Source organism: Zavarzinia sp., assembly GCF_049306435.1.
In the GTDB taxonomy this organism is placed as follows: Bacteria; Pseudomonadota; Alphaproteobacteria; order Zavarziniales; family Zavarziniaceae; genus Zavarzinia.
This window is the reverse complement of record NZ_JBAQRT010000096.1, coordinates 1-12,802: the sequence shown is the minus strand read 5'-3', so window position 1 is coordinate 12,802 and position 12,802 is coordinate 1. Positions and strand designations below refer to the sequence as shown.

Genomic DNA, 12,802 nt, shown 5'->3' with positions numbered 1-12,802 from the left:
CCCGATGGCCATGCGCATCCGCCCGCAGAGGCCCGGCAAGCGCTGATGCCGCTGAGCCGGGGCGCGTTTCGCCCATGGCCGCCCTGCGCGGACGAGATTGCAATATTCGGGCGTAGTCCTTACCTTGCGGCGAGATTTTCGACCCCAGGGGCCCATTTTCATGTCTGATACGTTCGACGCCATCGCCGACATCATCGCCGAGACCTGCAACATCGAGCGCGACACCATCACGCCGGAGAGCCATTCGATCGACGACCTCGGCATCGACAGCCTCGATTTCCTCGACGTCACCTTCGCCATCGACAAGAAATTCGGCATCAAGATGCCGGTCGAGGCCTGGATGAAGGAAGTGAACGAGGGCCGCGCCTCGACCGAGGATTATTTCATCATGGCCAATCTCGCCGCCAAGATCGACGAGCTGCGCGCCGCCAAGGCCTGATCGGCCAACCGGCCATGCGGCTCGAATATTTCCAGCTCGTCGACCGCATCGAGACGATGGACGCCCAGGGCGGCACCATCGTCTGCCGGGCGACGATCCCGACCGAATCGACGGTCTTCGAGGGGCATTTCCCCGGCCATCCCCTGATGCCGGGCGTCTTGCTCCTCGAATGCATGGCGCAGACGGGCGGTCACATGATCCTCGCGCGCAACAATTACGACAAGATGGCCTTCCTCGCCCAGGCCGACCGGGCGAAATTCCGCAGCTTCATCGTGCCGGGCGACGTGCTCGACGTGCACAGCAAGCTGACCCACGAGGGTTCGGGCTATGCGGTCTGCGAGGCCCGCATCCTGAAAGACGGCAAGACGGTCGCCGACGCGGAAATCCGCTATCGCGTCCTGCCCTTCCCCTCCCCGGAACTCCGGGAAAAAATGCTGGAGTTCGTGCGCTCCGTCGGCCACACCGGCGTCGCCTGAGCCGAGATTCGTTAAGGTTAGGACCATCATGACGCGCGAGGTTTGGATCACCGGCCAGGGGCTTCTGTCGCCGCTGGGCCAGGATCTGGAAACCACCTGGGCGGGCCTGCACGACCCGGCGGCCATCGCCGCCGCCGCCGATACCGGCTTCCTGCCCCCCTTCACCATCTTCCCGGCGAGCCTGCCGCCGCTCGACAAATTCGTGCCGAAGCGCGGTGATCAGCGCGCCATGGGGCCGCTGATGCTGTCGGGCTGCGTCGCCGCCGCCATGGCCATGGAGCAGGCGGGGCTTGCGGGCGCCGCGCCCGAGGTCCTGAAGCAGATCAACCTGATGGTCGGCGTCGGTGGCGGCGAGCGCGACGAGAAGGTCGACGAGACCATTCTCGCCGCCCTGAACGGGCGGGACGACGGCAACCTGCTGGCCGAACAGCTGCAGACCGAACTGCGCCCGACCCTGTTCCTGGCGCAGCTGCCCAATCTCTTCGCCGGCAATATCTCAATCGTGCTCGGCGTTTCCGGCTCCAGCCGCACCTTCATGGGCGAGGAAGCTGCGGGCGTCGATGCCGTCCGCGTCGCTTTCGAGCGGATCCAGGGCGGCCAGGCCGATCTTTTCCTGGTCGGCAGCGCCTTCAATGCCTCGCGCCAGGATATTCCGCTGCTCTATCAGGCCGGCGGCTATCTGCTGGAAGATCCGAAGCGCCCGTTCTGGCAGCGCCCGAAGGCGGGCATGTGCCTTGGCTCCGCCGGCGCCTTCCTCGTCATCGAATCGCGCGAAAGCGCCGAGGCCCGGGGCGCGAAGCCGCTCGCCCGGCTGAAAGCCGTGGTGAACGACCGCTGCCGCCGCGATCCCGGCCAGGCCACCGCCAATGCCGCCCGCGAATGGGCGCAGGTCGCGCCGAAGCCGGGCTGCGCCGTCCTGTCGGCGGCGACCGGCGTCGGCCCGGTGACCGCCGAGGAACATGATTTCCTGCTGGCCAAGGTCAACGGCCCGGACCAGGTCCAGGTCCGTGCGACCGCGGCCGCGCTCGGCCATTCGATGGAATGCGCCTTCGTCACCAACCTCGTGCTCGCCATCAAGGCGGCGCAGACGGGCAAGCTGTTCCCGGCCCTGACCGATGATCCGGTCGAGGCGGCACCGGCGCGGGATTTCGACCAGGTGCTCGTCTCCACCTGGGGCCACCGCCGCGGCGAGGGGCTTGCCCTCGTCGAGCGCATCTGAGCGGAAGGACAGGATCATGGCTTCTCGCGCCGTCGCGGTCACCGGTATCGGCATCGTCACCTCCCTCGGCCAGGGCGCCGAGGAGAACTGGCGCAAGCTGGTCGCCGGCGAATCCGGTATCCACCGCATCACCCGCTTCCCGACCGACAATCTGCGCACCACGATCGGCGGCTCGGTCGATTTCCTGCTGGAACAGCCCTTCTCGGCGACCCAGTTGTCCTTCGCCCTCGCCCGGACGGCGGCGGCGGAAGCGATCGCCCAGGCCGGCATCGGCACGCCCGGCGATTTCCCCGGCGACCTGTTCCTGGCCTCGCCCCCGGTCGAGCATGAATGGCCGCAGCGCGTCCGCCTCGACCGCCAGGCCCCGGGCCAGCCCCATACCTATGCCGGCATGATGGGGGCCGCCGCCCAGGCCGGCGAAGACCTCTATGTCGACTTTCTGAACGGCACCATCGCCGACAAGCTGGCCGACGAATTCGGCACCAAGGGCAGCCCGATCACCCTGACCACCGCCTGCGCCTCGGGCGCGACGGCGATCCAGCTCGGCGTCGAGGCGATCCGCCGGGGCCAGACCAAGGCCGCCCTTGCCATCGGCACCGATGGCTCCATCCAGATGGAAGCCCTGATCCGTTTCACGCTTCTCTCGGCGCTCTCGACCAACAACGAGGACCCGACCAAGGCCGCCCGTCCCTTCGGCAAGGGCCGCGACGGCTTCGTCATGGCGGAAGGCGCCGGTGCCCTGGTGCTCGAGGACGCGGAAGCGGCCAGGGCGCGCGGCGCCACCATCCTCGGCTACATCAGGGGCGTGGGCGAGGCGGCGGATACCTTCCACCGCACCCGGTCGAACCCCAGCGGCGAGGCGATCATCCGCGCCATCAACAACGCGCTGGGCGATGCCGGCATCACCCCCGGCGATGTCGATTACATCAACGCCCATGGCACCTCGACGCCCGAGAACGACAAGATGGAAGCCTTCGGCATCCAGGCGGTGTTCGGCGACAAGGCGGGCGACGTGCCGGTCTCGTCCAACAAGTCGATGATCGGCCATGCCCTGACCGCGGCCGGCGCCGTCGAGGCGGTGATCTCGATCCTGACCCTGCAGCATCAGGTGCTGCCGCCGACGATCAATCACGACGGCCCGCAGGACATTCCGCTCGATTTCGTGCCGAACGAGGCGCGGCCGGCCCATGTCGATCTGATTCTGTCCAATTCCTTCGGCTTCGGCGGGCAGAACGTCTGCCTCGTCATCGGGCGCAACCCGGACTGATGGCCGACGCGGTCCTCGTCACCGGCGGCACCGGGGGTATCGGCGGCGCCATCGTGCGGCGCCTCGCCGCCGATGGCTGCAAGGTGGTTTTCACCTGGCGCAGCGACGAGGCCGCCGCCCGGGTCCTGGCCGAGGAGACGGGGGCCGAGGCATTGCGCCTCGACCTCGCCGACCGCGCCGCCGTCGCCGCCTTCGCCGAGGCGATGCAGGCGCGGGACGAGGCCTTCCATGGCTTCGTCCACAACGCGGGCGCGGTCCACGACGCGCTGGCCGCCACGATCGATATCGAGCGCGCGGCCGAGGTCATGCAGGTCAATCTCTTCGCCTTCATGGCGCTGGTGAAGGGCGTGGTGCGCGGCATGACCGCGTCGCGCCGGGGCCGCATCATCGCCATCGGCGCGCTGGCGGCCTCGCGCGGGGTGGCCGGCAACGGCGCCTATGCGGCGTCCAAGGCCGCGCTGGAGGCTTATGTCCGCACCCTGATGACCGAGGTCGCGCGGCGCGGCGTCACCGCCAATGTGATCGCGCCCGGCTGGATCGACACCGCCATGGCGGGCGAGGTTCCGCCCGCGCTGGCCAAATCCATTCCGGCGCAGCGGCTTGGAAAAGCCACCGAGATCGCCGCCACCGTCGCCTTTCTGTTGCGCGACGAGGCGGCATATGTCAATGGCACCACCCTGACGGTGGATGGCGGTCTCGGCGGGCTGCTGGCCGCGACCAAGTGAGAGAAGACAGGGGATGACGATGCTGGCGCTGCGCCTGATCCAGGAAGGCCGGACCGAACTCGTGGAGATGGCGGCGCCGCCCGCCCCGCCGCCGGGCCAAATCCAGGTCCGCATGAAGACGGTGGCGCTGAACCATATCGACGTCTGGGGCCTGCGCGGCATGGCTTTCGCCAAGCGGAAACTGCCGCTGACCGTCGCGGTCGAAGGCGCGGCCGAGGTGGTGGCGCTGGGCGACGGCGTGACCAGCCACAGGATCGGCGACCGGGTGGCGATCTATGCCGGCGTCACCTGCGGCCATTGCAAGCGCTGCCTGAAGGGCCAGGAAAACCTGTGCGAGAATATCGCCGGGATCATGGGCTTCCATATCGACGGCCTCGCCGCCCAGTTCATCAATCTCGACCCGCGTCAGGCGATCCCTATTCCCGACGGCGTCAACGACGTCGACGCCGCCTGCGCCACGACGACCTTCGGCACGGTCGAACACATGCTGTTCGAGAACGCCAAGCTGGAAGCCGGCGAAACCATCCTGATCCAGGCCGGCGGCTCCGGCATCGGCACCACGGCGATCCGCATGGCCAAGCAGGCCGGCGCCTATGTCTTCACCACCGTCGGCTCGGACGAGAAGATCCAGAAGGTCCTCGACCTCGGCGCCGATGTCGCCATCAACTACAACAAGGACCGTTTCGAATCGATCGTGCGCCGCGCGACCGACAAGAAGGGCGTCGATGTCGTCTTCGAGCATGTCGGGCCGGACACCTGGGCCAAGTCCCTGTTCTGCCTGAAACGCGGCGGCCGCCTGGTCACCTGCGGCTCGACCACCGGCGTTTCGGCCGAGACCAACCTGTTCCAGCTGTTCCAGATGCAGCTGCGCATCTTCGGCTCCTTCGGCGCCAATTTCGGCAATATCCGCTCCGGCCTCGCCAAGATGGCGGGCGGCCTGCGCCCGGTGATCGACAGCGAAATCGAGCTGGGCGACATCGGCACCGCGCTTCGCCGGATGCAGAGCCGCGATCTCTTCGGCAAGATCGTCGCTCACGTGCCGGCATAAATTTATCGCAAATCGATAATTTTCTGCCATTCTCCCGTCGTCATCGCGGCGGGAGAAAGCTCATGACCGATCAGGACATCGTCGATTTCGTGCGCTTGCGCCGCCGCTCGGCCGCGCTCGCGGCTCTGACGAGGGCGGTCATGGTGCTGCTGCCGGTCGCCGTCGTGCTCTATGGCGAACTGGCGCCGGCGAGGGATATCCTGACCCTCGCCCGGGTGCCGGGGACGGCGGTCGCGGCCTTCGATCCGGCGACCCTCGCGCCCTGGCAGCGTCATGCCGGGGTCGGGATCGCGCTGGTGTCCGTCCTTCTTCTCGTCATGGGGCTGCACCATCTTCACCGCTGTTTCGCCAATTTCGCGAAGGGCCAGGCCCTCACGCGCGAGAACGCCCGTCATTTCAGCCGTTTCGGGGCCTGGATCGCCGGTGCGGTGATCGCGTCCTTCGTGGCGACGCCGGTGCTTTCCGTGCTGTTCACCCTGGGGATGCCGGCGGGGCAGCGGCAGCTCGCCATCGGCATCGACAGCGATCAGCTCGTCGCGTTGCTGGTGGCCGGTGGGGCCTGGATCGTCGGCGCCATCATGGCCGAAGGCGCGCGGGCGGCGGAAGAGAACGCCCAATTCGTCTGATGCCGATCGTCGTCACCCTCGACCGCGTGATGGCGGAGAAAAAGGTCAGGTCCAAGGACCTCGCCGCCGCCATCGGCATCACCGAAGCCAATCTGTCCCTGCTGAAGCAGGGCAAGGTGAAGGGCATCCGTTTCGAGACGCTGGAGGCGATCTGCCGTCATCTCGGCTGCGCACCGGGGGACCTGCTTCAGGTCGTGTCGGAGGAAGAGGCATGAAGATGGGTTGGATGGGCTGGATGGCGAGGCTGGCGTGCCTGTCGGCGCTATGCGGCGCCCTGTCGGCCTGCGAGAGCTACGACTGGCGCGCGGCCGGCCGGGCCAGTCTCGAGAGCCTGTGCCGGAGTGACGTCGGCTGCGACCGCAGCTGCGAGACGGGCACGGGTGCGCGTACCGCCGGGGACTGCCGGATCAGCCACGGTCAGCCGTGAGGAATCAGCCGAGGAAAATGCGCAGGTCGCGGCGAAGGGCGGCCATGGCGCGGCTATCGAACTGGTTGATCAACTCGCGCGAGATGGCATAGAGCGCCTGACGGCGTTCGGTGAAGCTCACGTCCTTGGCCATGGTGGCGGAATATTCGGCGGTAACCGTCGTCTCGGCCCGGCGCCAGGCTTCGCCCTCGCGCAGTTCGGCGGCGAAGCGCGCCGACAGGCGGGTCGAGACCTTGCGGCCCTGTTCGCTGCGGAAGGCGCCTTCGATGCCGGTCGTCACCGGCAGATAGGTCTCGACCGCCGAAGCGTCGAGCAGGGTCACGGTCATATGGCCGTTGGTGCCGGCGGCCTGGACCCGGTCGCCCATCCAGTTCTCGAAGGCGACCTGCGGCGAGACGTCGAAATCCGCCTCGACATGGCCGGACCCGAGCGGGTTGAAGACATTTTCCGTCGCGATGTCGCCGAGGTTGAACAGCAGCGGCCCGCCCGCGAAGCTGAAGGCGGGGAAGCTCGGCGCCGGGTCCTTGCCGGCGCAGGCCCCGACAAGCCCGACCAGCGGCAGGGCGATCAGCATCTCGCGGCGCGACAGCATGGCGGTCTCCTTACGGCTCGATCGCTTGCGGATCGAAATCATAGGTCGTGTTGCAGAATTCGCAGGTGACGCCGATGCGGCCGTCGACCGCCATATGCGCACGGTCATCGGGCGAAAATCGGGCGAGCATGGTGGAGATCCGCTCGCGCGAGCAGCGGCAGCCGAAGCCGACATGCAGCGTCGGATAAACCCGGACCTCGTCCTCGTGATAGAGGCGCCAGGCCAGTTCCTCGAGCCGGAGGGCGGGATCGGTCAATTCCTCGGCCCGGGCGGTCACCGCCTTGGCACGGGCATTGGCCCAGTGATCGTCGTCCCTCTCGTCGGGCAGATGGCCGGTGCCATCGCTGCGCGGGCCGGCGCTGCCCTGGGGCAGATGCTGGATCATCAAACCGCCGGCATACCAGTTCGCGCCGTCTTTCCGCGCAGCCAGGCGAACGGCGGTCGGGATCTGTTCGGAATCGCGGAAATAGCTCTCGGCGCAGGCGGCGAGATCCGGGCCGTCGAGGGCGACGATGCCCTGATAGCGGTCGGTGTCCGGCCCCTGATCGATGGTCATGGCGAGATAGCCGGCGCCGACCAGGGCGCCAAAAGCGGGATCATTGCCCAGCGCCTCGACGGCGGCCCGGTCGAACTGGGCGAAGCCGCGCACGGTGCCGGGCGTGACGAAATCGGCGACCATCATCGACAGCGGCCCGTCGCTCTTGGTCTGGACCGTGAAGGTGCCGTCGAATTTCACCGAATTGCCCAGCAGGGCGGCGACCAGGATCATCTGCGCCAGCTGCGCCGAGACGGCGGGCGGGTAGTCGTGTTTGTCCAGGATCGTGTCGAGCACCGGGCCGAGGCGCAGCAGGCGCCCCCGCGCGTCGAGCGAATCGATCTGGAACGGCAGGACGATGTCCTGCGCCTTGGCTTCGTTACTCATGACGTGCGGTTCCAGTCGCGGGGCGCCAGGCGGTTGCTCGGGCCCCGCGCCTCCATCAGGCGAGGCACCAGGCGAGAATGCCCTTCTGTGCGTGCAGGCGGTTTTCGGCTTCGTCCCAGACGATCGACTGCGGCCCGTCGATGACTTCCGATGTCACTTCCTCGCCGCGGTGGGCGGGCAGGCAGTGCATGAACACGGCATCGCGGGCGGCGAGGCCCATGCGCCTTGTGTCGACCCGGTAAGGCGCCAGCAGATTGTGCCGGCGCTCCGCCTCGGTATCGCCCATCGACACCCAGGTGTCGGTGATGATGGCGTCGGCGCCTTCGGCCGCGGCGTCGGCATCGGTCGTCAGTTCGATCTTCGCGCCTTCGGCCTTGGCCCAGTCGAGGATTTCCTTCGGCGGGGCCAGTTCGTCGGGGCAGGCGAGGCGCAGGGCGAAATCGAAGCGCGCGGCGGCATGGATGAAGCTGCGCGCCACATTGTTGCCATCGCCCAGCCAGGTGAAGGTGCGTCCGGCCACCGGGCCGCGATGCTCTTCATAGGTCATGATGTCGGCCATGATCTGGCACGGGTGCGACCAGCGGGTCAGGCCGTTGATCACCGGCACCGTCGCCGCCTCGGCCATCTCGGTCAGGTTCGAATGGGCCGAGGTGCGCAGCATGATGGCGTCGACGAAACGCGACAGCACGCGGGCGGTGTCGGCGATCGTCTCTTCCCGGTTCAGCTGCAGCTCGGTGCCGAGCAGCAGCAGGGTCTGGCCGCCGAGCTGACGCATCCCGACATCGAAGGAGACGCGGGTGCGGGTCGACTGCTTCTCGAAGATCATCGCCAGGATGCGGCCGTCGAGCGGCTTGCCGGCGTCGGGCACGCCCTTGGGCAGGCCATGGCGGGCGGTCTTCAGCGCCTTGGCGCGGTCGAGAATGGCCCGCAGCGTCGCCCGGTCGAGGACGTCGAGATCGAGGAAATGCCGGGGCGACGGATTGAAGTCGATGACAGTCATGACGCAGCTTTCTTCTCTGCGGCGACCTGGGCCGAGACGGCAGCGCAGGCGGCATCGAGGCGCCGGGCGGCTTCCGCCACGTCTTCCTCGGTAATGTTCAGGGGCGGCAGCAGCCGGATCGTGTTCTCGCCGCCACCGACGCCGATCAGACCGGCGTCGCGCATGGCGCCGAGCAGGCGCTTGTTCTCGATCTTGTCGTTGACCTTGAGGCCGATCATCAGGCCGCGGCCGCGGATGCCCTCGATCAGGTCGGGATGGCTGTCGACGATCATGGCGAGGGACTGTTTCAGCCGGTTCGCCGTGTCGTTCACCTGGTCGAGGAAGCCGGGGGCCAGCATCAGGTCCATCACGGCATTGCCGACCGCCATGGCCAGCGGATTGCCGCCATAGGTCGAGCCATGGGTGCCGGCGACCATGCCGACCGCGGCCTTTTCGGTCGCGAGGCAGGCGCCGAGCGGGAAACCGCCGCCGATCGCCTTGGCCGTCGCCATGATGTCCGGGGTGACCCCGGCCCATTCATGGGCGAAGAGCTTGCCGGTCCGGCCCATGCCGCATTGCACCTCGTCGAGGACGAGGAGGATGCCGTGCTGGTCGCAGAGCTGGCGGATCGCCCGCATGGTCTCGTCGGCGATCGGGTTGATGCCGCCCTCGCCCTGAATGGGCTCGAACAGGATGCCCGCGGTCTCGGGACCGATCGCGGCCTTGACCGCGGCGAGATCGCCGAAGGGGACATGGTCGAAGCCGTCCATCATCGGGCCGAAGCCCTCGACCAGCTTCTTCTGGCCGGCGGCGGCGATGGTCGCCAGGGTGCGGCCGTGGAAGGCGCCTTCGAAGGTGATCAGGCGGTAGCGCTGCGGATTGCCGGTGGCGGAATGATATTTCCGCGCCGTCTTGATCGCGCATTCGACCGCTTCCGCGCCCGAGTTGGTGAAGAAGGCATAGTCGGCGAACGTCGCGTCGACGAGGCGACGCGCCAGCAATTCCTGCCCCGGAATGCGGAACATGTTCGAGGTGTGCCAGACCTTGCCCGCCTGATCGGTCAGGGCCTTGACCAGATAGGGATGGGCATGGCCGAAGGCGCAGACCGCGATGCCGGCGGCGAAGTCGAGGAATCGTCGGCCATCCGTCGCCACCAGCCATGCGCCTTCGCCCCGCTCGAAAGCAAGGTCGGCGCGCGCGTAGGTCGGAAGAACGGCGGACGTGGTCACGAGTCCAGCTCCTGAAAATAGAAAACCCTGCCGGCCGCCCGCCTTCCCCCATGGAAAACGCGGCCGCCAGCAGAACCCGGCACAGAAGAGCGCGAGAGTAAATAGCTGCCCCCCGGATCTGTCAATATTTCTGCCTGATTTTCGTGCGAAACGCGGGGGTCGGCGGCATCGTATCGGGCATCAATCGATGCTATATTCGTGCCGGCCATGAAAGGCGTGCATTTTTGTCGATGCTCGCGACAGGAGAGCGGATCTTGCGCACGACGATCGCCCTTGACGATGAATTGCTGGCGAAGGCGACGGCTTTCACCGGCCTGAAGGAAAAATCGGCGCTGGTGCGGGAAGCGCTGAGCGCGCTGATCGAGCGGGAGAGCAGCCGCCGGCTCGCCCGTCTCGGCGGCACCGAGCCGCAGATTGGCGATATTCCCCGGCGCCGGCCCGATCCGCTGTGATCCTCGCCGATACATCGGTCTGGGTCGATCACCTGCGCGTCGGCGACGGGGGCCTCGCCGCGCTGCTGGACCACGGCGGGATCGCGATGCATCCCTTCGTGATCGGCGAACTGGCCTTGGGAAACCTGCGCCAGCGCCGGCAGATCCTGTCGCTTCTTCAGGGCCTGCCGGGGGTGGTGATGGCGAGGGACGAGGAAGTCTTGGCCTTCATCGACGGCGCGGGCCTCGCCGGGCAGGGCATCGGCTATATCGATTGCCACCTTCTCGCCTCGGCGCGGCTGACGCCCGATACCCGTCTGTGGACAAGGGATCGCCGCCTTGCCCGGGTCGCCCAGGATCTTGGCCTCGGCGCCGACCCGGCATAGGCGGCTACCACACTTCGGCGAAGGGCCGCAGTTCCAGTTCGTGGGTCCAGGCGCAGCGGGGCTGGAGGTGCAGTTGCCAATAGGTCTCGGCGATGTCGGGCGGGGCCAGGGCCGCGTCCTCGCCCTTGCCCTCGATGAAGCCGGGCAGCAGGCTGCGGACGCGCTCGCCGGCGACGACGCCGTCGATCACCACATGGGCGACATGGATACCCTGCGGCCCGAATTCCCGCGCCATGCTCTGGGCGATGGCGCGAAGCCCGGCCTTGGCCGAGGCGAAGGCGGCGAACATCGGCTTGCCCCGGAGGGAGGCCGAGGCGCCGGTGAAGATGATGGTACCGCCCGCCGGCAGCAGGGCGCGCACCGCCGCCTGGCCGACCAGCAGCCCCGCCAGCGGCCCCTGGCGCCACATGCCCTCGAGGAATTCGGGCGTGATGTCGAGGAAGTTCATCGGCCAGTTGCCGCCGACGTTGAAGACGACGAGGCGCGGCTGGCGGCCGTCGGCGGCGACGGCGGCGAAGACGGCATCGACATCGGCCTTCACGGTCGCATCGCAGGGAATCGCGCGGGCGCTGCCGCCGCTGCCCTCGATCGCGGCGGCGACACCGGCCATCTTGTCCTCGTGGCGGCCGGCGACATAGACCGGCAGGCCGCCGGTCGCGGCGCGCAGGGCGACGGCACCGCCCACCCCCTCGACCGGGCCGACACCGAAGATGACGGCTGCGGGCGCCGCGCTCACGACAGCGCCTCCTCGACGAAGTCCAGCCGGTCCTGGCCGAAGAACATCTCGCCCTCGACGAAGAAGGTCGGGGCACCGAAGGCGCCGCGCGCCGCCGCTTCCTCGGTATTGGCCTTCAGCTTCTCCTTCACGGCGGGATCGGCCACCAGCGCCTCGAAAGCCGCAGGATCGAGACCGGCGGCGGTCAGGACCCCGGCGACCACGGCGGGATCGCCCATGTCGCGGTCGTCGCGCCAGATCGCGTCGTAGACGGCGTCGCAATAGGTATGGAACTTGTCGGTGCCGTGATAACCGGCGGCGCCGCGCATCAGGGTGACGGTATTGATCGGGAAGGCGCTGTTCATGTTCAGCGGCACGCCGAATTTCTTCGCGAAACGCGACAGGTCGACGAAGAGATAGGCACCCTTGGCCGGCACGGTCAGGGGTGCGCTGTTGCCGGTGGCCTTGAACAACCCGCCCAGCAGCATGGGAATGGGCTTCACGGTCGCGCCGCTACGCTCGGCGACGGCGCCGATGCGGCGCCAGGCGAGATAGGCGGCCGGGCTGCCGAAGTCGAAATAAAAGTCGACGGTCTTGGGCATCTTGTCTTCCTCACCAGGTTTCCGACCAGGGACGCAGGTCGAGTTCGTGGGTCCAGGCGTCGCGCTTCTGGACATGCAGCGACCAATAGGCATCGGCGATATGGTCGGGGTTCAGGATGCCATCATGGGATTTGGTCGCGTAGACATCGGGGAAATTGTCCCGGATGAAGGCGGTGTCGATGGCGCCGTCGATGATCGTATGGGCGACGTGAAGTCCCTGCGGTCCCATCTCCCGCGCCATGCTCTGGGCGAGGGCGCGCAACCCGTGCTTGGCCCCGGCGAAGGCCGAAAACCCGGCCCGGCCGCGCAACGAGGCGGTCGCGCCGGTGAAGATGATGGTGCCGCGCCCCCGGGTCAGCATCGCCTTCGCCGTCTCGCGGCCCGCCAGGAAACCGGCGAAACAGGCCATTTCCCAGACCTTGTAGAACACCCGCGCCGTCGTCTCGGTGACGGGGAAGCGGACATTGGCGCCGATGTTGAACACCATCGCTTCGATCGGGCCGACGCCGGCCTCGATCCCGGCGACGAGGGCGATCACGTCTTCCTCGCGCCGGGCGTCGACGCCGAAGGGCAGGGCGGTGCCGCCCGCCGCCTCGATCTCGGCGACGAGGGGGGCGAGTTTCTCGGCGTCGCGGCGGACGATAGCGGCGATCAGGCCTTCGCGGGCGAAGCGCCGGGCGATGGCCCCGCCCAGCGCGTCGCCCGCGCCGATGACGAGG

At 68.0% G+C, this 12,802-nt stretch carries 18 protein-coding genes; 11 read left to right on the top strand and 7 right to left on the bottom strand.

Features of this window, described 5'->3' with window-relative positions:
* Window positions 1-160 precede the first annotated feature (160 nt).
* The 9 genes from WAZ62_RS05015 to WAZ62_RS04975 all read left to right on the top strand — a co-directional run bounded on the left by WAZ62_RS05015 (window position 161) and on the right by WAZ62_RS04975 (window position 6,227).
* Window positions 161-439 carry an acyl carrier protein gene (locus tag WAZ62_RS05015; RefSeq protein ID WP_422642424.1) on the top strand — a complete coding sequence of 93 codons (279 nt, stop codon included), beginning with the start codon at window positions 161-163 and terminating at the stop codon, window positions 437-439.
* 14 nt (window positions 440-453) lie between these two features.
* Window positions 454-915, top strand: a complete 462-nt coding sequence (locus WAZ62_RS05010) for a 3-hydroxyacyl-ACP dehydratase FabZ family protein (RefSeq protein ID WP_422642423.1) — start codon at window positions 454-456, stop codon at window positions 913-915.
* A gap of 28 nt (window positions 916-943) precedes the next feature.
* A complete protein-coding gene (locus WAZ62_RS05005; RefSeq protein ID WP_422642422.1) occupies window positions 944-2,134 on the top strand; it encodes a beta-ketoacyl-ACP synthase in 1,191 nt (396 codons plus the stop codon).
* Between the two features lie 16 nt (window positions 2,135-2,150).
* Window positions 2,151-3,401, top strand: a complete 1,251-nt coding sequence (locus WAZ62_RS05000) for a beta-ketoacyl-ACP synthase (protein ID WP_422642421.1) — start codon at window positions 2,151-2,153, stop codon at window positions 3,399-3,401.
* Window positions 3,401-4,126, top strand: coding sequence for an SDR family NAD(P)-dependent oxidoreductase (locus WAZ62_RS04995; RefSeq protein ID WP_422642420.1), 726 nt, complete (start codon window positions 3,401-3,403; stop codon window positions 4,124-4,126). The genes WAZ62_RS05000 and WAZ62_RS04995 overlap by 1 nt, the downstream gene beginning before the upstream one ends.
* A 13-nt stretch (window positions 4,127-4,139) precedes the next feature.
* The gene (locus WAZ62_RS04990) at window positions 4,140-5,174 is read left to right on the top strand and encodes a zinc-binding dehydrogenase (RefSeq protein ID WP_422642419.1); all 1,035 of its coding nucleotides are present in this window, start codon (window positions 4,140-4,142) and stop codon (window positions 5,172-5,174) included.
* 62 nt (window positions 5,175-5,236) lie between these two features.
* Window positions 5,237-5,800 carry a hypothetical protein gene (locus WAZ62_RS04985; protein WP_422642418.1) on the top strand — a complete coding sequence of 188 codons (564 nt, stop codon included), beginning with the start codon at window positions 5,237-5,239 and terminating at the stop codon, window positions 5,798-5,800.
* Window positions 5,800-6,015, top strand: a complete 216-nt coding sequence (locus tag WAZ62_RS04980) for a helix-turn-helix domain-containing protein (RefSeq protein WP_422642417.1) — start codon at window positions 5,800-5,802, stop codon at window positions 6,013-6,015. Before WAZ62_RS04985 ends, WAZ62_RS04980 begins: the two co-directional genes overlap by 1 nt.
* Window positions 6,012-6,227, top strand: coding sequence for a hypothetical protein (locus WAZ62_RS04975; protein WP_422642416.1), 216 nt, complete (start codon window positions 6,012-6,014; stop codon window positions 6,225-6,227). Before WAZ62_RS04980 ends, WAZ62_RS04975 begins: the two co-directional genes overlap by 4 nt.
* Window positions 6,228-6,231: 4 nt before the next feature.
* Here the strand turns inward: WAZ62_RS04975 and WAZ62_RS04970 are convergent, their stop codons facing one another.
* The 4 genes from WAZ62_RS04970 to WAZ62_RS04955 are packed head-to-tail and all read right to left on the bottom strand — an operon-like array spanning window position 6,232 to window position 9,949.
* A complete protein-coding gene (locus WAZ62_RS04970) occupies window positions 6,232-6,819 on the bottom strand; it encodes a hypothetical protein (RefSeq protein WP_422642415.1) in 588 nt (195 codons plus the stop codon).
* Between the two features lie 10 nt (window positions 6,820-6,829).
* The gene (locus WAZ62_RS04965) at window positions 6,830-7,741 is read right to left on the bottom strand and encodes an Hsp33 family molecular chaperone (protein WP_422642414.1); all 912 of its coding nucleotides are present in this window, start codon (window positions 7,739-7,741) and stop codon (window positions 6,830-6,832) included.
* A 55-nt stretch (window positions 7,742-7,796) separates the two neighbouring features.
* Window positions 7,797-8,741 carry an ornithine carbamoyltransferase gene (gene argF / locus WAZ62_RS04960; RefSeq protein WP_422642413.1) on the bottom strand — a complete coding sequence of 315 codons (945 nt, stop codon included), beginning with the start codon at window positions 8,739-8,741 and terminating at the stop codon, window positions 7,797-7,799.
* On the bottom strand, window positions 8,738-9,949 hold the full coding sequence (locus WAZ62_RS04955; RefSeq protein ID WP_422642412.1) for an aspartate aminotransferase family protein: 1,212 nt from the start codon (window positions 9,947-9,949) through the stop codon (window positions 8,738-8,740). Before WAZ62_RS04955 ends, argF begins: the two co-directional genes overlap by 4 nt.
* Before the next feature lie 254 nt (window positions 9,950-10,203).
* Here WAZ62_RS04955 and WAZ62_RS04950 point away from each other — a divergent pair, with 254 nt between their 5' ends.
* The gene (locus tag WAZ62_RS04950) at window positions 10,204-10,401 is read left to right on the top strand and encodes a type II toxin-antitoxin system VapB family antitoxin (RefSeq protein ID WP_422642411.1); all 198 of its coding nucleotides are present in this window, start codon (window positions 10,204-10,206) and stop codon (window positions 10,399-10,401) included.
* Entirely contained in the window at window positions 10,398-10,766 is a 369-nt protein-coding gene (locus WAZ62_RS04945) for a type II toxin-antitoxin system VapC family toxin (RefSeq protein WP_422642410.1), read from the top strand. The genes WAZ62_RS04950 and WAZ62_RS04945 overlap by 4 nt, the downstream gene beginning before the upstream one ends.
* A gap of 4 nt (window positions 10,767-10,770) precedes the next feature.
* Here the strand turns inward: WAZ62_RS04945 and WAZ62_RS04940 are convergent, their stop codons facing one another.
* From WAZ62_RS04940 to WAZ62_RS04930, 3 genes are all read right to left on the bottom strand, one after another.
* Window positions 10,771-11,502, bottom strand: coding sequence for an SDR family NAD(P)-dependent oxidoreductase (locus WAZ62_RS04940; RefSeq protein ID WP_422642409.1), 732 nt, complete (start codon window positions 11,500-11,502; stop codon window positions 10,771-10,773).
* Complete coding sequence (locus WAZ62_RS04935) at window positions 11,499-12,083, bottom strand: 2-hydroxychromene-2-carboxylate isomerase (protein WP_422642408.1); 585 nt, start codon at window positions 12,081-12,083, stop codon at window positions 11,499-11,501. Before WAZ62_RS04935 ends, WAZ62_RS04940 begins: the two co-directional genes overlap by 4 nt.
* Window positions 12,084-12,093: 10 nt before the next feature.
* Window positions 12,094-12,802: SDR family oxidoreductase (locus tag WAZ62_RS04930; RefSeq protein ID WP_422642407.1), on the bottom strand; the 709-nt coding region annotated here is incomplete at its 5' end.

Coding starts and splice junctions, on each gene's coding strand:
- WAZ62_RS05015 (WP_422642424.1), top strand. CDS start 161: ATGTCTGATACGTTCGACGCCATCGCCGACATCATCGCCGAGACCTGC.
- WAZ62_RS05010 (WP_422642423.1), top strand. CDS start 454: ATGCGGCTCGAATATTTCCAGCTCGTCGACCGCATCGAGACGATGGAC.
- WAZ62_RS05005 (WP_422642422.1), top strand. CDS start 944: ATGACGCGCGAGGTTTGGATCACCGGCCAGGGGCTTCTGTCGCCGCTG.
- WAZ62_RS05000 (WP_422642421.1), top strand. CDS start 2,151: ATGGCTTCTCGCGCCGTCGCGGTCACCGGTATCGGCATCGTCACCTCC.
- WAZ62_RS04995 (WP_422642420.1), top strand. CDS start 3,401: ATGGCCGACGCGGTCCTCGTCACCGGCGGCACCGGGGGTATCGGCGGC.
- WAZ62_RS04990 (WP_422642419.1), top strand. CDS start 4,140: ATGACGATGCTGGCGCTGCGCCTGATCCAGGAAGGCCGGACCGAACTC.
- WAZ62_RS04985 (WP_422642418.1), top strand. CDS start 5,237: ATGACCGATCAGGACATCGTCGATTTCGTGCGCTTGCGCCGCCGCTCG.
- WAZ62_RS04980 (WP_422642417.1), top strand. CDS start 5,800: ATGCCGATCGTCGTCACCCTCGACCGCGTGATGGCGGAGAAAAAGGTC.
- WAZ62_RS04975 (WP_422642416.1), top strand. CDS start 6,012: ATGAAGATGGGTTGGATGGGCTGGATGGCGAGGCTGGCGTGCCTGTCG.
- WAZ62_RS04970 (WP_422642415.1), bottom strand. CDS start 6,819: ATGCTGTCGCGCCGCGAGATGCTGATCGCCCTGCCGCTGGTCGGGCTT.
- WAZ62_RS04965 (WP_422642414.1), bottom strand. CDS start 7,741: ATGAGTAACGAAGCCAAGGCGCAGGACATCGTCCTGCCGTTCCAGATC.
- argF (WP_422642413.1), bottom strand. CDS start 8,741: ATGACTGTCATCGACTTCAATCCGTCGCCCCGGCATTTCCTCGATCTC.
- WAZ62_RS04935 (WP_422642408.1), bottom strand. CDS start 12,083: ATGCCCAAGACCGTCGACTTTTATTTCGACTTCGGCAGCCCGGCCGCC.